Raw genomic sequence first — 18,246 nt, forward strand, 5'->3', positions numbered from 1 at the left:
ATGAGCATCCTGATCAACAAGAACACCAAGGTCATCACCCAGGGGATGACCGGTGAGACCGGCACCTTCCACACCCAGCAGGCGCTCGCCTATGGGACGCAGATGGTCGGCGGTGTGACCCCCGGCAAGGGCGGCACCGAGCATATCGGCCTGCCCGTGTTCGACACCGTCACCGAAGCCGTCACCAAGACCGGCGCCGACGCCTCGGTCATCTACGTGCCGCCGCCCTTCGCCGCCGACTCGATCCTCGAGGCGATCGACGCCGAAGTGCCGCTGATCGTCTGCATCACCGAGGGCATTCCGGTGCTCGACATGGTCAAGGTGAAGCGCGCCCTTTCGGGTTCGAAGTCGCGCCTGATCGGCCCGAACTGCCCCGGCCTGCTGACCCCGGGCGAGTGCAAGATCGGCATCATGCCGGGCTCGATCTTCTCGAAGGGCTCGGTGGGCGTCGTCTCGCGCTCGGGCACCCTCACCTATGAGGCGGTGTTCCAGACCACCAATGCCGGCCTCGGCCAGACCACCGCGGTGGGCATCGGCGGCGACCCCGTCAACGGCACCAACTTCATCGACGTGCTCGAGCTGTTCCTCGCGGACGACGAGACCAAGTCGATGATCATGATCGGCGAAATCGGCGGCTCGGCCGAAGAGGAAGCCGCGCAGTTCCTGATCGACGAGGCCAAGCGTGGCCGCAAGAAGCCGATGGCCGGCTTCATCGCGGGCCGCACGGCGCCTCCGGGCCGCCGCATGGGCCATGCCGGTGCGATCGTCTCGGGCGGCCAGGGCGGCGCCGAGGAAAAGATCGCGAAGATGGAAGAGGCGGGCATCCGCGTCGCGGCCAGCCCGTCGGAGCTCGGCTCCACGCTGGTCGAAGTGCTCAAGGGCTGAATTGTAACGTGCGCGCTCCTATCTCCTTCACGGAATGGGAGCGCTAACACAGACTGGAATTGACTATGGGCTATGAGGGCCTGGACTTCGACGAGATCGCCGGCGGTGTGAGCCCCGCCTTCGTCGAGACGATGTACCGCCGCTACAAGGCGGATCCGACCGGCGTCGAGCCGCAGTGGCAGCAGTTCTTCGATGGCCTCGAGGATGCGGCCTCGGGCCCCAGCTGGGCGAACCCGCGCTGGCCGCTCGCCGAGACGGATGCCCTCACCGCCGGGCTCGATCCCACCCAGATGGAGCCCGCGCCCAAGCCCGCCAAGGGCGGCGCTGCCCCTGCCAAGCCGGCCGGCCCGGCCGCGTCGGAAGCAGACATCGCCCGCGCTGCCGGCGATTCGATCCGCGCGATGCTGCTGATCCGCACCTACCGGGTGCGTGGCCACCTCGCCGCTTCGCTCGATCCGCTCGGCCTGGCCCGCCAGGACCTGCCTGCCGACCTGACGCCGGAATATCATGGCTTCACCGGCGCCGATCTCGATCGCCCGATCTATCTCGGCGGCACGCTCGGCCTGGAAAAGGCGACCGTGCGCGAGATCGTCGCGATCCTGCAGGCCAATTACTGCGGCAATGTCGGCCTTGAGTACATGCACATCGCCGATGTCGAGGAGCGCCGCTTCCTCCAGGATCGGATGGAGGGCAAGGACAAGGCCATCCAGTTCACCGCCGACGGCAAGAAGGCGATCCTCTCCAAGGTCATCGAGGCCGAGGAGTGGGAGAAGTTCTGCGGCAAGAAATATGTCGGCACCAAGCGCTTCGGCCTCGACGGCGGCGAAGCGATGATCCCGGCGATGGAAGCCATCATCAAGTATGGCGGCCAGCTCGGCGTGCGCGAGATCGTGTACGGCATGGCGCATCGCGGCCGGCTGAACATGCTCACCAACGTGATGTCGAAGCCGTATCGCGCGATCTTCCACGAATTCTCGGGCGGCTCGTCCAATCCGGACGACGTCGGCGGCTCGGGCGACGTGAAGTATCACCTCGGCACCAGCACCGACCGCGAGTTCGACGGCATCAGCGTCCATATGTCGCTGGTCGCCAACCCGTCGCACCTTGAAGCGGCCGATCCGGTCGTGCTCGGCAAGACCCGCGCGATCCAGACGATCGCCAACGACCTGGAAGCGCATACCGGTTCGCTGCCCGTGCTGCTGCACGGCGACGCCGCGTTCGCCGGCCAGGGCATCGTCTGGGAGTGCCTCGGCTTCTCGGGCATCCGCGGCTACAACACCGGCGGCTGCCTCCACTTCATCATCAACAACCAGATCGGCTTCACGACGAGCCCGCAGTTCGCGCGCTCCTCGCCCTATCCGTCGGACGTCGCAAAGGGCGTCCAGGCGCCGATCTTCCACGTCAATGGCGACGATCCCGAAGCGGTCACCTTCGCCTGCAAGATGGCGATCGAGTTCCGCCAGACCTTCAAGCGCGATGTCGTGATCGACATGTGGTGCTATCGCCGCTTCGGCCATAACGAAGGCGACGAGCCCTCGTTCACCCAGCCGCTGATGTACAAGGCGATCCGCCAGCATCCGTCGGTCAGCGTCGTCTATTCGAAGAAGCTGATCGCCGAAGGCACGATCGACCAAGGCTTCGTCGACGAGAAGGTGAAGCAGTTCAACCTGCTGCTCGAAGGCGAGTTCGAAGCGGGCAAGTCGTACCTCCCCAACAAGGCGGACTGGTTCGGCGGCCGCTGGTCGGGCCTGTCGGTTCCGGGCGATGCCGAGACGGCACGCCGCTCGGTCGAGACCGGCATCGAGAAGAAACTGTTCGACAGCCTCGGCCGCACGCTGACCGAAGTCCCCTCGGACCTCGAGATCCACAAGACGCTGGGCCGCGTGCTCGATGCGAAGCGTGCGATGTTCTCGTCGGGCGAGAATTTCGACTGGGCGACCGGCGAAGCGCTGGCCTTCGGCTCGCTGCTCTCGGAAGGCTATGGCGTCCGTCTCTCGGGCCAGGACGTCGGCCGCGGCACCTTCTCGCAGCGCCACGCGGTTTGGGTCGATCAGAAGGATGAGCATCGCTACATCCCGCTCTCGACCATCCCGCACGGCACCTTCGAAGTGCTCGATTCGCCGCTCTCGGAATATGGCGTGCTCGGCTTCGAATACGGCTATGCGCTTGCCGATCCGAAGACGCTGGTACTGTGGGAAGCGCAGTTCGGCGACTTCGCCAATGGCGCGCAGATCATGATCGACCAGTTCATCGCCGCGGGCGAGGCCAAGTGGCTCCGCGCCAACGGCCTGGTGATGCTGCTGCCGCACGGCTATGAAGGCCAGGGCCCCGAGCACAGCTCGGCGCGTCCGGAGCGCTATCTGCAGCTCTGCGCGGAAGACAATATGCAGGTCGTCAACATCACGACGCCGGCAAACTACTTCCACCTGCTGCGCCGCCAGATGCACCGCACCTTCCGCAAGCCGCTGGTGCAGATGACCCCGAAGTCGCTGCTCCGCCACAAGCTGGCGGTGTCGAAGGCCGAGGACTTCCTGGGCGACAGCCACTTCATGCGCATCCTCAGCGATCCGTCGGCGCCGGCGGATACCGAGGTGAAGCGCCTGGTGCTGTGCACCGGCAAGGTCGCCTATGACCTGATCGAGGCACGTGACGCCGCCGGTGACAAGAACACCGCGATCGTCCGCATCGAGCAGCTCTATCCCTTCCCGGGCGAGGCCCTGGCCAAGCGCATCGCGCGCATGACCAACCTCGAGGAAGTGATCTGGGCGCAGGAAGAGCCGAAGAACAACGGCTACTGGTTCTTCGTCGAGCCCTTCATCGAGGCCAGCCTGGCCGAGGCGAAGTGCAAGGTGCAGCGTCCGCGCTATGCCGGCCGCGCGCCGGCCGCTGCGGTCGCCACCGGCCTGATGAAGCGCCACCAGGCCGAACAGGGCGCGCTGATCGCAGACGCGCTTGGTCACAATGTCCGCGAAGAAATTCGCCGGACCCGCAACAACTGAGATCCCCAGGGAACGAGGAAAGACAATGGCAGACGTTAAAGTCCCGGTGCTGGGTGAATCGATCACCGAAGCCACGCTTGGTGAATGGCTGAAGAACCCGGGTGACCCCGTCGCGCTCGACGAGCCGATCGCGAGCCTCGAGACCGACAAGGTCTCGGTCGAAGTCGGCAGCCCGGTTGCCGGCGTGATGGGCGATCAGCTCGTCAAGATCGGCGACACGGTCGAGGTCGGCGCGGTGATCGCCGTGGTGACCGAGGGCGGCGCCGCCGCCGCTGCTCCGGCGCCCGCCGCGGCCCCGGCTGCCGCGCCGGCTCCGGCCGCCGCGCCTGCTCCGGCAAGCTCGGAAGCCGCTGCGCTGTCGCCGTCGGTGCGCCGCGCGGTGCTCGAGACCGGCGTCGATCCGTCGACCGTGCAGGGCACCGGCAAGGACGGCCGCCTGACCAAGGACGACGTGCTGACCGCGGCGAGCAACAAGCCCGCCCCGGCCGCCGCGCCGGCACCCGCCGCTGCTCCGGCAGCCTCGGCGAGCGGCCGCAAGGAAGAGCGCGTCAAGATGACGCGTCTCCGCCAGACCGTCGCCAAGCGCCTCAAGGAAGCGCAGAACACCGCCGCGATGCTCACCACGTTCAACGACGTGGACATGACCGCGGTGATCGAGGCGCGCGCCAAGTACAAGGATTTGTTCGAGAAGAAGCACGGCGTTCGCCTCGGCTTCATGGGCTTCTTCGTGAAGGCCGCCTGCATGGCGCTCAAGGACATCCCGGGCGTCAACGGCTCGATCGAGGGCGATGAGATCGTCTATCACGACTATTGCGACATCTCGGTCGCCGTATCGGCCCCGCAGGGCCTGGTCGTCCCCGTGATCCGCGATGCCGAGACCCTGTCGGTCGCCGGCATCGAGAAGACGATCGGCGACTTCGGCAAGCGCGCCAAGGACGGTACGCTCAAGATGGAAGAGATGAAGGGCGGCACCTTCACCATCTCGAACGGCGGCGTGTTCGGCTCGCTGATGTCGACCCCGATCATCAACCCGCCGCAGTCGGCCGTGCTCGGCCTGCACCGCATCGAGGACCGCCCGGTGGTCCGCGACGGCCAGGTCGTCGTCCGCCCGATGATGTACCTCGCGCTCAGCTACGACCACCGCCTGGTCGACGGCCGCGAGGCGGTGACCTTCCTCGTCGCGCTCAAGAACGCGATCGAGGATCCGACCCGTCTGCTGATCGACCTGTAAGAACTGAAACGCATCCCTATCTTCCGTTCGTGCTGAGCTTGTCGAAGCACCGCTCTTCTCGAACGGAAGACAGGCAGCCCTTCGACAAGCTCAGGGCGAACGGAGTGAAAAATGGCTGAGTACGATTTCGACGTCCTGGTGATCGGTTCGGGCCCCGGCGGCTATGTCGCGGCGATCCGCGCGGCGCAGCTGGGCCTGCGCACCGGTTGTGTCGAGGGTCGCGAGACGCTGGGCGGCACCTGCCTCAACGTCGGCTGCATCCCGTCCAAGGCGCTGCTCAACGCGTCGGAGAAGTTCGACGAGGCCGTCAACGGCACCCTCGCCAAGCATGGCATCAAGCTGACCGGCGTCGAGCTCGACCTGGTCGGCATGATGGCCGACAAGGACAAGGCCGTGAAGGGCCTGACCGGCGGCGTCGAGTTCCTGTTCAAGAAGAACAAGGTCGAGTGGGTGAAGGGCTATGGCACCTTCGTCGACGCACACACCGTCCAGGTCGGTGACCGCACCGTCACCGCCAAGAACATCGTCATCGCCACCGGCTCCTCGGTCACCCCGCTGCCCGGCGTCGAGATCGACCAGAAGGTCGTCGTCGATTCGACCGGCGCGATCGCGCTCGACAAGGTCCCCGGCCACATGGTCGTCATCGGCGGCGGCGTGATCGGCCTCGAGCTCGGCTCGGTCTGGCAGCGCCTCGGCGCCAAGGTCACCGTGGTCGAGTTCCTCGACCAGCTGCTCCCGGGCATGGACGGCGACGTCCGCAAGGAAGCCGCCAAGATCTTCAAGAAGCAGGGCATGGAGATCAAGCTCTCCACCAAGGTGACCGGCGTCACCGTCAACGGCGGCAAGGCCACCGTGACGGTCGAGCCCGCCGCCGGCGGCGCCGCCGAGACGCTGGAAGCCGATGCCGTGCTGGTGTCGATCGGCCGCCGTCCGAACACCGAGGGCCTTGGCCTCGACAAGATCGGCCTCGAAGTGAACAAGCGCGGCCAGGTCGAGACCGACCACAGCTTCCGCACCAAGGTCGACGGCGTCTGGGCGATCGGTGACGTGATCCCGGGCCCGATGCTCGCGCACAAGGCCGAGGACGAAGGCATCGCGGTCGCCGAGAACATCGCCGGCCTCACCGGCATCGTGAACCACGACGTGATCCCCTCGGTGGTCTATACCCACCCCGAGATCGCCGGCGTCGGCCTGACCGAGGAGCAGGCCAAGGAGCGCGGCGAGGTCAAGGTCGGCAAGTTCCCGATGGCCGGCAACAGCCGCGCCAAGGCGATCGACGACACGGTCGGCTGGGTGAAGGTGATCGCCGACGCCAAGACCGATCGCGTGCTCGGCACCTGGATCATCACCTCGGTCGCCGGCACGATGATCGCGCAGGTCGCCCAGGCGATGGAGTTCGGCGCGACGTCGGAAGACATCGCCTATACCTGCCATGCGCACCCGACGCACAGCGAGGCGATCAAGGAAGCCGCCATGGCCGTGCTGGGCAAGCCGATCCACGTCTGACGGGAAGCGTCATCCCGGTGCAAGCAGGGATGATGGACAGAAAAAGCCCCTCCCCACCCGGGAGGGGCTTTTTTCTTGTCTCAGTGCACCGCCCAGGGCCCGCTCAGCTTCGGCCGCACGCGCAGCAGCGCAAAGGCGAGCACCGCGCTGGCGATCGGCGCCAGCCACAATGCCGTCCAGCCCCAGCGGCCATGGCTCGCCGCGCCCATCACCGCGCCGGCGACGAAGCCGAGCCACAGGAACAGATAGCGCGTCCACGCCCAGCGATCGGGATCGCCCATCAGCGCGCCCGCGAGCCCCTGCCCCAGCTTGACCAGCGATCCGGTCATATAGGTCACGCCCACCGTCACTTCGCCCTCGCGGTGGAGGATGCCGTTCTCGCAGCCCATAGCCATCGCCAGGAAGATCAGCACGAGCGGCCCCGGCATCAGGCTGGCGAGCGTCGCGGCGATCACCAGCAGCAGCGTCACCAGCGCCATGATGCTCTCGCGGAAGCGCGCCTGGCGCCAGCGCGTCACCACCGCGGCGAGGATCACGCCGCTGATGAAGCTCATCACCAATGCCCCCGCCACCGCCGCGACGCCGGGCATGTCATTGCCCAGGCCCACCGCCATGCGGGTGGTGTTCCCGCTCATGAACGAGGCGAAGAAACCGCCCAGGCTGGTAAAGGCCAGCGCATCGACGAAGCCGGCAAGCGCGGCGAGGCAGATGGCGATGACGACGAGCGGGGACTCTGTACGCTGCATGGCAGCCCTCATGCCCCAGCCGCGCATTTGACAGCAAGCCGTTCCCAGCATGAAACATTGGTCATGGAAGCCGTAGACGCCGCCGCCCGGATCGGGCCAATCCTCCCCTGGCTCGATATGCTCGGCATCGCCGTGTTCGCCGCCACCGGCGCGCTGGCCGCCGCGCACCGCGCCCAGACCTTCGTCACCGCAGCCTTCTTCGCGCTGGTCACCGGCGTCGGCGGCGGCACGATCCGCGACCTCCTGATCGGCGCCCCCGTCTTCTGGGTGCATGACGCCACCGTCGCCTCGCTGATCCTCGCGGTCGCGGTGCTGATCTGGATCACCCCGCAGCGCTGGTGGAACGATACCACCTTCGCCTGGCTCGATGCCTTCGGCCTGGCCGCCTATGCCGCGTTCGGCGCCGCCAAGGCGCTGGGCTATGGCATCCCGCCGGTGCCCGCCGCGGTGATGGGCGTGGTCACCGCCTGCGTCGGCGGCATCATCCGCGACGTGCTCGCCGGCGAGCCCTCGATCCTGATGCGCCCCGAGCTCTATGTCACCGCCGCCGCGCTCACCGGCGTGCTCCAGGTGGTGCTGACCCTGGCCGGCCTGCCGGTCTTCGTCGCCGGGCTGCTCGCGGCGAGTGCCGGCTTCGGGCTGCGGGCGGCGGCGATCATCTGGAAGCTCGGCCTGCCGGCCTATCGGGGAAGGCGCTGATGCTGCTTTCCCTGCTCCTCCTCGCCCAGGACCCGCTCGTCCCGCTCGATTACTGGCTGGGCAAATGCTGGCGCACGACCGAGCGCGGCCGCCGCGAGTTCACCCGCGCGGAATGAGCTAGATCGTCGCTTCCGGACTCTCGTGCGCGACACAGCCGGTCATGCCCCGCTTCCTTTCCTGGAAATCGGTGCGGAACTCCTGCTCCAGCGCTTCGATCTCCGCGCGCACCCGCCGATATTCCTCGACCGCGCGCGCCAGGTCCGGCGGGTGGAAAGCGCCTGCGGCCAGCTCCTTGCCGGTCGCGTCGGTCACGCTGAACGCCCAGTTCTGGGTCCGGTAGAGCGCCTGCAGGATCGGCCCCTTCGACAGGCCACCGCTCAAGCCGAACATCTTGCCATCCTTCCCGGTCGAGCGCCGCACCTCGCGCGCGCTGAACAGGCGCTGGCTCCCGACCGGGACGCCGTCACCCCGGAAACTGACCTGCACCGGCCCGACGACCCGGGTGTGCCAGGCATAGTTGATATGCACGTAATCGGGGCCGTCGCGCAGCACTTCCGCTTCGCTGCGCCCCTTGCGCCCGTTGTCGGGCTCGTCGGCGGGAGGGCCCTCCGGACGCGGATCGATCATCCAATAGGTGCCATGCGGTTCGTGATCATAGGATTGGATGAGATAGGGGTTGATCGTCCCGGACCCCTCGAAATCGCGCAGTATGGTGACGGTTTCCCCCTCGACTTCGAACCGGCTCCAGCAACGCCAGCCCCATTCGGGCGCCCATAACCCCGAAGATGCGAGCTCGGACTGGCGCAGGCGCTGCGCGTCGGAAGAACAGCCGCCAAGGGCAAAGACGGCGGCCACCAGCGCCAAATCGCGGATCGGATTCGCCACCCTGCATCTCCCCCATGCCAGCATCCCCAGCCAGGCTAGTTCGCCGCAACCATCCTGTCTATTTTGGCGTCTCGCGCCCCGCAGCGGGAGTTCGTGCGGGTCCCGTAAGATCCGTGCAATTGCCTGCCCCCTCCACACCCCGCATACTCCGCGCATGGAAGAGTCGAGTCGCGGCCAGCAATTGCTGTCCACGGGCGAGGCCGCCCGGCGAGACGGAGACACCGAAGCGGCACGCGCCGCCTTTTCGGAAGCGCTGCTCCTGTTCCGCCGGGAAGGCGACTTGTCGGGCGAGGCGCTGGCGCTCACCCGCCAGTCGCAGATCGCCCGCGACAACGGCGACCTCGACTGGGCGCTGCACGACCAGGCCGAAGCCATCGCGCTCTATCGCCGCGCGGGAGACGGGCTGGGCCTGGCCAGGGCGCTGCGCCATGCCGGCGACATGTTCCTCGAGCAACAGGCGCTGCCCCGGGCCACCGCCTATCTGCACGAGGCGCTGGACATCTACCGCGCCGATATCGACACGCCGCCGCTCGCCATGGCCAACATGATCCGCAGCGTCGCGCTGCTGGCCACCGCGCTCGGCGAGACCGAGGCGGCACGGGACTATTGGACGGACGCCCGCGAGCGCTATGCCGCGCTCGGCCCGCTCTTCCCGGACGGCAATGCCGGCGTGCGCGAAGCGGAGCAGAGGCTGGCGGCTTTGGGGTAGGCTGGGGCAACCCTCGGTTGAGAGCCCAAGCAAGCCCTTTTGCCAGTACCCGTCATCCCCGCGAAGGCGGGGATTCATTCTGGCTGGCTGCTGTAAGTCTCATCAGCTTCAGCGCCAATGGATCCCCGCCTTCGCGGGGATGACGATGAAGAATGTTCGTCCTCAGGACTTGCGGCGCCCGCACTTGCGATCTCCCCACGGAGACAGGATTGCAGCACCGCCAAACGCCCTTCCCCTAAACCTCCATCAGCCACGCGATCGCGCTCTCGCGATCGTCGAATATGCCCAGGTCCGGCCGCACCTCGCGCAGCCGCTGCGCCTGCAGCCGGGCGAGCGCGGTGCTCACCACGAACGCGATCTTGCGCGCCCACAGCTTGCGCACCTCGGGATTGTCGAGCGTGTGCTTGATCAGCTCCACCGTCTCCTGCGGCACGACATGCACGCCGCTGCCGTCATAGAGCGTCACATGCTGCCCGACATGGGGGCCGAGCGTGCGGATCGCCGCGCGCAGCTCCTCGCCGATCCAGGCGGCATCCTCGGGGCTGATCAGCCCGCCGATGCGCAGGTCGATCAGCTTGCGGTCAACATCCACATGGATGCTGTGGGAAACGGAGTGGGGCATCTGGGACCGGACCACGCGTTTACTGGGAGACCGCGCCGATAGCGGTCAGCCCCCCGCATGCTCAATCCCGGACAATCCCCATATCGGCGAATTTGCGTGGTTCCACAGGGGGTACGCGCGGTTCGTTCAGTTCGCACTGCCAGAAACCGATATCGATCCACTGGCCATGCTTGAAGCCGACTTCGCGATAGACGCCCTGGCGACGGAAGCCCACCGCCTCGTGCAGCCGGATCGAGCGGTCATTGGGCAACGCGATCGTGCCGATGGCATGGACGAAGCCCTGCGCGCGCAGCGTGTCGACCAGCGCCTCGTAGAGCAGCCGCCCCACCCCCGATCCGCTCGACGCGTCGGTCAGGTAGATCGAAGTCTCGCAGACATAGCGATAGGCCGGCCGGTCGCGGAACTTGCTGGCATAGGCATAGCCGATCACCCCGGCATCCTCGCCGTCGCCGGTGGTGGCGACAAGCCACGGATAGAGTCCGTCGCTCGATGCCATGCGCTTGCGGATCTCCGCCTTTTCGGGCGGCTCGATCTCGAAGCTGGCGGTGCCGGTGAGCACGTGCGGCGCATAGATCGCCGCGATGGCGCCGGCATCCTCCGGCGTGGCTGCGCGGATGCCGATCACAGCGCGAGCCGCGCGGCGATGGCGTCGAACAGCCGGGCATCGTCCAGGCTGCCGGTGGCGGGGCCGAAGCCGCCGCACTCCAGGCAGCGTGCCTGCACCGATCCGCCGCGGGCGAGCCGGCGCGCATCGCCGATCGCCTGGATCAGCAACCCGCGCTGGGCGATCGCGGTGCGGGCGAACATGTCCGCCCCCGCCGGCTGGTCGGCCCAGTCGCCTTCCTGGTCATTGTCGCCCAGGAAGCCCTCGATCATCTTCGCCCAGCCCGACGGCTCCTTCTCGAGATAGACCGCATGGACCTTGGCCGGATCGAGCTTGGCGAGGCGCGCCGCCTCGGCGATCGCGTCGTTGATCCCGCCGAACCGGTCGACCAGCCCGAGCTGGTGCGCGGTGCCGCCGATCCAGACGCGGCCCTGCGCGATCTCGTTGACCCGCTCGGGGCTCAGCTTGCGGGCACCGGCCACCAGCCCGATGAAGCGCGCATAGCCCGCCTCGATCGCCGACTGGAGCAGCTTGTCGGTCTCTTCGTTGGTGCCGCCATACAGGTCGGGCTGGCCGCTGAGCGGGGTGGTCCGCACCCCGTCCACGCCGACGCCGATCTTGGCGAGCGTCTTCTCGAAGGTCGGGATCACGCCGAAGATGCCGATCGATCCGGTGATCGTGTTCGGCTCGGCGAAGATCGTCTTGCCCGCGGTCGATACCCAATAGCCGCCGCTGGCGGCCAGGCTGCCCATCGAGACGACAACCGGCAGGCCCTGCCCCTTGGCCTGCTCGATGGCCTGGCGGATCTGCTCGGAAGCGAGCGCCGAGCCGCCGGGCGAATCGACGCGGACCACCAGCGCCTTGAGCTTCTTGCTCGCAAGGCCCTTGAGCAGCGCCGCGCTGATCGTGTCGCCCGCCGCCTTGCCGGGGCCGGCCTTGCCGTCGACGATCTCGCCGGCGACGGTCAGCACGCCGATCGCGTCGCCGCCGGTCGGCAGCGGATGCGCGGCGACGAAGTCGGCCAGCTTGATCCGGTTGAAATTGCCCGCCGGCTTGCCGCTGGCGACGCCGGCGATCTCGGCGACGCGCTTGCCGAAGGCCAGCCGGTCGCCCAGCTTGTCGACGATGCCGAGCGCGAGGTTCGACTTGGCGATGTCGCCCTTGGCACCCGCCACCACTTCGGCCGGCTTGGCGATATAGTCGGCCAGCTTGGCCTTGGGCCGCGCCTTGGCGACTTCCGCCTGCCACTGCGCCCAGATCGGCTGGTAGATCGCGAGCTCGGCTTCCTTGGCCTCGGGCGACATGTCGTCGCGCATGTACGGCTCGACCGCCGACTTGAACTTGCCGACGCGGTAGATGTGCGCGTTGACCCCCAGCTTGTCGAGCAGGCTCTTGTAGAACAGGCGGGTGCCGCCCGGGCCGGTGAACATCGCGCCGCCCAGCGGGTTGACCCAGATCTCGCTGGCATTGGCGGCCAGCGCATAGCTGTCGTCGGTATAGGCGGTCGCATAGGCGAGCACCGGCTTGCCGCTCTTGCGGACTTCGCCCACCGCGGCGGCGACTTCGCTGATCGCGGCGGGGTAGCCGCCCATGAAGCGGTCGAGGTCGAGCACCACCGCCTTCACATGATCGTCGGTCTTCGCCGCGTCGAGCGCGCGGACCACGTCGCGCAGCCGCTGCTGCTTGGCGACATCGCCGCCGCCGAGCTTGGCGAAGGGATCGGCTTCCTCGGGCTGCTCGACCAGCGCGCCGTCGAGCGAGACGAGCAGCGCGCCGTCGCGGATCGCCGCGGCGTTGGGCTTGGCGGAGAGCGCCGCGAACAGCACCGTGAAGAACAGGAGCATGAAGACCAGGACCAGAAAGTCCTTGATCCCCACCAGGATCTTCCAGGCGCCTTTGACAAGCTTCACTTCGCCGCTCTCCCATGGAAATGCCGGTTCGGGCTACTAGATATGCGCTGTGGAGTAAACGCCCGTATTAGCGGACCAACACGCCCGTTCGGGGACTCCGAAAAAACGCACTTAACGCCCGTTGACGCCGGGCAGGGGCGCACTCATATGCCGCTCCGTTGGCAGTCGGCGAGTCCGAGTGCCAGAACCATAAACCATTGCATAGAGGATCACTCGCAATGAACTTCCGTCCGTTGCACGACCGCGTGCTCGTCCGCCGCGTCGAAGCCGAGGCGAAGACCGCCGGCGGCATCATCATTCCGGACACCGCTCAGGAGAAGCCGCAGGAAGGCGAAGTCGTCGCCGTCGGTTCGGGCACCAAGAACGACAAGGGCGAGGTCACCCCGCTCGACGTCAAGGCCGGCGACCGCATCCTGTTCGGCAAGTGGTCGGGCACCGAGGTGAAGGTCAACGGTGAAGACCTCCTCATCATGAAGGAAAGCGACATCCTCGGGATCGTCGGCTGAGACTTCGAATCCCTCGCCCTAGGCGGCGAGTTCCCATTTTTCGAAAGTGAAAGGGCAGTCAAATGGCAGCCAAGGACGTAAAGTTTTCGCGCGACGCACGTGAGCGCATCCTGCGCGGCGTGGACATCCTCGCCGATGCGGTGAAGGTGACCCTGGGCCCGAAGGGCCGCAACGTCGTGATCGAGAAGAGCTTCGGCGCACCGCGCATCACCAAGGACGGCGTCAGCGTCGCCAAGGAAATCGAGCTCAAGGACAAGTTCGAGAACATGGGCGCCCAGATGGTGCGCGAAGTGGCGTCGAAGACCAACGACATCGCCGGTGACGGCACCACCACCGCGACCGTTCTCGCCCAGGCGATCGTGCGCGAGGGCATGAAGTCGGTTGCGGCCGGCATGAACCCGATGGACCTGAAGCGCGGCATCGATCTCGCCGTCACCAAGGTCGTCGAGGACATCAAGTCGCGCTCGAAGCCGGTTGCCGGCACCAATGAAGTCGCCCAGGTCGGCATCATCTCGGCGAACGGCGACACCGAAGTCGGCCAGAAGATCGCGGAAGCGATGGAGAAGGTCGGCAAGGAAGGCGTGATCACCGTCGAAGAGGCGAAGGGTCTCGAGTTCGAGCTCGACGTCGTCGAGGGCATGCAGTTCGACCGCGGCTACCTGTCGCCCTACTTCATCACCAACCCCGAGAAGATGGCCGTCGAGCTCGCCGATCCGTACATCCTGATCCACGAGAAGAAGCTGTCGAACCTCCAGTCGATGCTGCCGATCCTCGAGGCGGTGGTGCAGACCGGCCGTCCGCTGCTTATCATCGCAGAGGACATCGAGGGTGAGGCCCTGGCCACGCTCGTCGTCAACAAGCTGCGCGGCGGCCTGAAGGTCGCAGCGGTCAAGGCGCCGGGCTTCGGCGATCGCCGCAAGGCGATGCTCGAGGACATCGCCGTCCTCACCAAGGGCGAAGTCGTCTCGGAAGACCTCGGCATCAAGCTCGAGAGCGTCACCCTGGGCATGCTCGGCACCGCCAAGCGCGTCACGATCGACAAGGACAACACCACCATCGTCGATGGCGCCGGTGAAGCCGATGCGATCAAGGGCCGCACCGAGGCGATCCGCCAGCAGATCGAAGTCACCACCAGCGATTACGACCGTGAGAAGCTCCAGGAGCGTCTCGCCAAGCTCGCCGGCGGCGTGGCCGTGATCAAGGTCGGCGGTGCGACCGAGGTCGAGGTGAAGGAGCGCAAGGACCGCGTCGACGACGCGCTGCACGCGACCCGCGCAGCCGTTGAAGAAGGCATCGTCCCCGGCGGCGGCACGGCGCTGCTCTATGCCACCAAGGCGCTCGACGGCGTCACCGGTGCCAATGAGGACCAGACCCGCGGCGTCGACATCGTGCGTCGTTCGCTCTCGGCCCTGGTGCGCCAGATCGCGCAGAATGCCGGCCATGACGGCGCGGTCGTCTCGGGCAAGCTGCTCGACCAGACCGACACCTCGTTCGGCTTCAACGCGTCGACCGACACCTATGAGAACCTGGTTGCGGCCGGCGTGATCGACCCGACCAAGGTCGTCCGCACCGCGCTCCAGAACGCGGCTTCGGTCGCCGGCCTGCTCATCACCACCGAAGCGGCGGTGAGCGAGCTGCCGGAAGACAAGCCCGCCATGCCCGCCATGGGCGGCGGCATGGGTGGCATGGGCGGCATGGACTTCTAAGTCCTTCGCTCTGCGCACAAAAATGGAAGGGCCGGGGAGCGATCCCCGGCCCTTTTCATGCCCGCCGACCCGGTGCGGGCGACGTTTCGATACTTTGCCGTAACATTTCTGATTTGCGGCAAACTGAACCGATACCTGCTTGACCCTCTTCCGAGGATCAGGGAGGTAGGCGGCCATAGACCATTGGGGGTGGTTACGTGATTAATTGGATTGCCGGGCGTGCGCGTTGCATCGGAGGCCGGCACGAACGTTCCGAGAAGCATGCACAACGCATCGGCGGGGACGACAAATATGTCAGCAAGTGCCGCTATTGCGGGGTCCACATGACCCGCCGCGCCAAGCGCGACTGGATCGTCACACCCAAGGCCGCGCGCTGATCGCCGTCATCGCGGCGTTTTAGGTCCACAAAACACTTTCCCGCGTTCCGAAACCGCGACAGACTGGCGCCTCTTGCAACGGCGCCGGCCTACAGGCGCGATTTCAGGGACTGGAAATGACCGACCTTACCCGCCGCGAAGCGCTGGCTGCCGCCGCCTTTGCCAGCGCCACCGCCGCCCTGCCCGCCTGGGCCCGCCAGGCCGCCGCGCCCGCCGGCGCCGAATGGGACCTGACCGAGCTCTATCCGAACGAAGCCGCCTGGGAAGCCGCCCGCAAGCAGGCGCTCGCCGCCGTGCCGGGGATCACCAGGTACAAGGGCCGCCTTGGCGAGAGCGCCGATGTGCTGGCCGAGGCGCTGAGCCTCCAGTCCGATCTCGGCCGGACGATCGCTCGCATCTACACCTATGCCAGCCTGAAAGGCGACGAGGATGTCCGCATCTCCGCCAACCAGGAAAAGCTCGCCCAGGCCCGCGATCTTTATACCGCGTTCGGCGAGGCCAGTTCCTGGGTCGCACCCGAGCTGCTGACGCTGGGCAAGCCGAAGATCGACAGCTTCCTTGCCGCCAGCCAGGTGCTGCGCACCCGCTTCGACTTCGCGCTCGCCGATGCGCTGCGCCAGGCCGCGCACACGCTTTCGGCCGAGAGCGAGGCGATCCTCGCCAGCGCAGGCTCGCCGCTCGACGCTGTCAGCGACATCGCCGGCCAGCTGCGCTCCTCTGACATTCCCTGGCCAACCATCACCCTGTCGACCGGCAAGCAGGTCCGCCTCGATTCTCAGGGCTATTCGCTCAACCGCGACGCCCCCAACCGCGAGGACCGCAAGGCGGTGTTCAAGGCATTCTGGACCGAGCACGGCAAGTTCCAGAACTCGTTCGGCGCCACCTATGGCGGCCAGGTCCGCTCGGACATCTTCTACGCCAAGGCGCGGAAATACCCGACTTCGCTCGCCCATGCGCTGGCGGGCAATAATGTCCCCGAGGCGGTGTACCGCACGCTGGTGGCTGAGGCGAACAAGGGGCTGCCCCAGCTCCACCGCTATTTCGAGCTGCGCCGCAAGATGCTCAAGCTGCCGGATATCGGCTATTACGACATCTATCCGCCGCTCGTCTCGATGGACCGCAGCTACACGCTCGACCAGATGCGGACGACGACGCTGGAAGCGGTGAAGCCGCTCGGCGCCGACTATCAGGCGCGCATCGCCAAGGCGACAGCCGCCAAGTGGATGGATCCCTGGCCGCGCCCCGGCAAGCGCCCGGGCGCATACATGAATCCCGGCGCGTTCGACGTGCACCCCTATCTGCTGCTCAATCTGAGCGACAAATATGACGGGATGAGCACCTATGCCCATGAATGGGGCCATGCACTGCACTCGCTGCTCGCCAACTCCACCCAGGTCTATGACAAGGCGGACTATCCGATCTTCCTCGCCGAGATCGCCTCGACATTGAACGAGCAGTTGCTCGTCGCCCACCTGCTCAAGGGCGCGAAGACCAAGGAGGAGAAGCTCTTCTACCTCGGCCAGCAGATGGAGAATTATCGCGGCACCTTCTTCCGCCAGACCATGTTCGCCGAGTTCGAGCTCAAGGCGCACGACATGGCGGAAGCGGGCGAGGGCCTGTCAGGCGAGAAGTTCACCAAGGTCTATGGCGAGCTGCTGCGCACCTATCACGGCCCGAAGATGATCCTCGAGCCCGAATATGCGAACGAGTGGGCCTATATCCCGCACTTCTACAACAGCTTCTATGTCTACCAATATGCCACCTGCATCTCGGCGGCGACGTTCTTCGCCCAGTCGATCCTGAAGGGCGGCACCAAGGAGCGCGACAATTATCTTTCGGTGCTCAAGGCAGGCGGATCGGACTATCCGACCGAAATCCTGAAGCGCGCCGGCCTGGATATGGCGAGCCCGGCCCCGTACCAGGCGCTCGTCGCCGACTTCAAGAATGTACTCGACCAGGCGGAAGCGCTGATCGGCTAAGCCTGTTTCCGCCGCGTCGGCGCATGGAAATCGGGCGGCTTGTCCGCGATCCATGCGACGAAGCGGCGGATATCCTCGCGCTCAAGCAGCGCGTCGAGCGTAGGATAGATACGCGCCAGCTCGGCATTGCTCGCGCTGGCGTGGATTGTCCGGTGGCAGATGGGATGGAGCGGCACCGTCTCGCGACCGCCTTCGCTTTTCGGCAGCACATGATGCCATTCGATCCGCCGGCCAAACGGGCGGGCACAAAGCGCGCAGGCTTCGGGCGGCGCAGCACGCGTGGCGGTTTCCAGCGCCGCCGCGACCTGCTTGCGCCGGACCCGCCCGCTCATCCCGCCAGCTGGCGCAGCAGCCAGGCATTGACCACGAGGTCGATCACCAGGTGCACGCGGGCCGTGTCGCCCGCATTCGTGACGCTGTGCGGATCGGCGAGGCGGAGATACCAAGCCTCTCCCGGAGCCATCGCCACACGCTCGCCATTCAGGCGGAAGTCTACATCCGCATTGGTCACGATCGGCACATGGATCCGCGCGAAGCCGTCGGCGACGTCGAGGTCGAGATCCTCATGCTCCTTGATCACCGATCCCGCCGCCAACCGCATCAGCCGCGCGGAACGGATCGGGCAGGCAAAGGCGTCGATCACCGCCGACACCCCCGGCATGCGCGCGCGCCACACCGTATCGACGAATTCGGTGACGCCCGGCGCGGCATAGATCAGCTGGATCGGATGGGAGACACCCGCCTGCGCGCGCAACGGCAGCGCACTCCATTCCCCATCATAATTCTGCTTCACGAAATGCTCGGTCCAGTCGCCCCGCTCGAGAGCCTCCACATCGGCGACGAGCGGCGCGGGATCGAAGGCAAGCGGCAAGCGCACCCGAT

At 66.7% G+C, this 18,246-nt stretch carries 17 protein-coding genes; 10 read left to right on the plus strand and 7 right to left on the minus strand.

What is annotated here, in order from left to right; all coding sequences use genetic code 11:
- The 4 genes from sucD (at window position 1) to lpdA (ending at window position 6,621) form a co-directional block, all read left to right on the plus strand.
- Entirely contained in the window at window positions 1–885 is an 885-nt protein-coding gene (gene sucD / locus AAHM44_RS02440; protein WP_269573734.1) for a succinate--CoA ligase subunit alpha, read from the plus strand.
- A 65-nt stretch (window positions 886–950) separates the two neighbouring features.
- Window positions 951–3,884, plus strand: a complete 2,934-nt coding sequence (locus AAHM44_RS02445) for a 2-oxoglutarate dehydrogenase E1 component (RefSeq protein WP_269576553.1) — start codon at window positions 951–953, stop codon at window positions 3,882–3,884.
- Window positions 3,885–3,909: 25 nt separating this feature from the next.
- Window positions 3,910–5,115: a 2-oxoglutarate dehydrogenase complex dihydrolipoyllysine-residue succinyltransferase gene (gene odhB / locus AAHM44_RS02450; RefSeq protein WP_269573733.1), complete on the plus strand. Its 1,206-nt coding sequence runs from the start codon at window positions 3,910–3,912 to the stop codon at window positions 5,113–5,115.
- A gap of 111 nt (window positions 5,116–5,226) precedes the next feature.
- Entirely contained in the window at window positions 5,227–6,621 is a 1,395-nt protein-coding gene (gene lpdA / locus AAHM44_RS02455) for a dihydrolipoyl dehydrogenase (protein WP_269573732.1), read from the plus strand.
- Between the two features lie 80 nt (window positions 6,622–6,701).
- Here the strand turns inward: lpdA and AAHM44_RS02460 are convergent, their stop codons facing one another.
- Window positions 6,702–7,367 (minus strand): YoaK family protein, encoded by a 666-nt coding sequence (locus tag AAHM44_RS02460; RefSeq protein ID WP_269573731.1) that lies wholly within the window; start codon window positions 7,365–7,367, stop codon window positions 6,702–6,704.
- A gap of 63 nt (window positions 7,368–7,430) precedes the next feature.
- Here AAHM44_RS02460 and AAHM44_RS02465 point away from each other — a divergent pair, with 63 nt between their 5' ends.
- Entirely contained in the window at window positions 7,431–8,066 is a 636-nt protein-coding gene (locus AAHM44_RS02465; protein WP_269573730.1) for a trimeric intracellular cation channel family protein, read from the plus strand.
- A gap of 117 nt (window positions 8,067–8,183) precedes the next feature.
- Here AAHM44_RS02465 and AAHM44_RS02470 read toward each other — a convergent pair whose 3' ends face one another.
- Window positions 8,184–8,951 (minus strand): hypothetical protein, encoded by a 768-nt coding sequence (locus AAHM44_RS02470; protein WP_342248889.1) that lies wholly within the window; start codon window positions 8,949–8,951, stop codon window positions 8,184–8,186.
- Window positions 8,952–9,105: 154 nt separating this feature from the next.
- Here AAHM44_RS02470 and AAHM44_RS02475 point away from each other — a divergent pair, with 154 nt between their 5' ends.
- The gene (locus AAHM44_RS02475) at window positions 9,106–9,660 is read left to right on the plus strand and encodes a hypothetical protein (RefSeq protein ID WP_342248890.1); all 555 of its coding nucleotides are present in this window, start codon (window positions 9,106–9,108) and stop codon (window positions 9,658–9,660) included.
- A 235-nt stretch (window positions 9,661–9,895) separates the two neighbouring features.
- Here the strand turns inward: AAHM44_RS02475 and AAHM44_RS02480 are convergent, their stop codons facing one another.
- From AAHM44_RS02480 to sppA, 3 genes are all read right to left on the minus strand, one after another.
- The gene (locus tag AAHM44_RS02480) at window positions 9,896–10,252 is read right to left on the minus strand and encodes a hypothetical protein (protein WP_184161975.1); all 357 of its coding nucleotides are present in this window, start codon (window positions 10,250–10,252) and stop codon (window positions 9,896–9,898) included.
- Window positions 10,253–10,343: 91 nt separating this feature from the next.
- Window positions 10,344–10,907: a GNAT family N-acetyltransferase gene (locus tag AAHM44_RS02485; protein ID WP_184161979.1), complete on the minus strand. Its 564-nt coding sequence runs from the start codon at window positions 10,905–10,907 to the stop codon at window positions 10,344–10,346.
- Window positions 10,904–12,796 carry a signal peptide peptidase SppA gene (gene sppA / locus AAHM44_RS02490; protein WP_269573727.1) on the minus strand — a complete coding sequence of 631 codons (1,893 nt, stop codon included), beginning with the start codon at window positions 12,794–12,796 and terminating at the stop codon, window positions 10,904–10,906. Before sppA ends, AAHM44_RS02485 begins: the two co-directional genes overlap by 4 nt.
- A 218-nt stretch (window positions 12,797–13,014) precedes the next feature.
- Here sppA and groES point away from each other — a divergent pair, with 218 nt between their 5' ends.
- The 4 genes from groES to pepF all read left to right on the plus strand — a co-directional run bounded on the left by groES (window position 13,015) and on the right by pepF (window position 17,364).
- Window positions 13,015–13,302, plus strand: a complete 288-nt coding sequence (gene groES, locus AAHM44_RS02495) for a co-chaperone GroES (RefSeq protein ID WP_184161985.1) — start codon at window positions 13,015–13,017, stop codon at window positions 13,300–13,302.
- A gap of 62 nt (window positions 13,303–13,364) precedes the next feature.
- Window positions 13,365–15,008 carry a chaperonin GroEL gene (groL, locus tag AAHM44_RS02500; protein ID WP_269573726.1) on the plus strand — a complete coding sequence of 548 codons (1,644 nt, stop codon included), beginning with the start codon at window positions 13,365–13,367 and terminating at the stop codon, window positions 15,006–15,008.
- A 197-nt stretch (window positions 15,009–15,205) separates the two neighbouring features.
- Window positions 15,206–15,385 (plus strand): hypothetical protein, encoded by a 180-nt coding sequence (locus tag AAHM44_RS02505; protein WP_269573725.1) that lies wholly within the window; start codon window positions 15,206–15,208, stop codon window positions 15,383–15,385.
- A 116-nt stretch (window positions 15,386–15,501) separates the two neighbouring features.
- On the plus strand, window positions 15,502–17,364 hold the full coding sequence (gene pepF, locus AAHM44_RS02510; protein ID WP_342248891.1) for an oligoendopeptidase F: 1,863 nt from the start codon (window positions 15,502–15,504) through the stop codon (window positions 17,362–17,364).
- Here pepF and AAHM44_RS02515 read toward each other — a convergent pair.
- Together AAHM44_RS02515 and AAHM44_RS02520 are read right to left on the minus strand one after the other, a co-directional pair.
- Entirely contained in the window at window positions 17,361–17,696 is a 336-nt protein-coding gene (locus tag AAHM44_RS02515; RefSeq protein ID WP_342248892.1) for an HNH endonuclease signature motif containing protein, read from the minus strand. The genes pepF and AAHM44_RS02515 overlap by 4 nt on opposite strands.
- A complete protein-coding gene (locus AAHM44_RS02520) occupies window positions 17,693–18,241 on the minus strand; it encodes an aspartyl/asparaginyl beta-hydroxylase domain-containing protein (RefSeq protein ID WP_342248893.1) in 549 nt (182 codons plus the stop codon). Before AAHM44_RS02520 ends, AAHM44_RS02515 begins: the two co-directional genes overlap by 4 nt.
- Between the last annotated feature and the right edge of the window lie 5 nt (window positions 18,242–18,246).

The sequence above is a fragment of the Sphingomonas sp. OTU376 genome, assembly GCF_038440415.1.
In the GTDB taxonomy this organism is placed as follows: domain Bacteria; phylum Pseudomonadota; class Alphaproteobacteria; order Sphingomonadales; family Sphingomonadaceae; genus Sphingomonas; species Sphingomonas kyeonggiensis_A.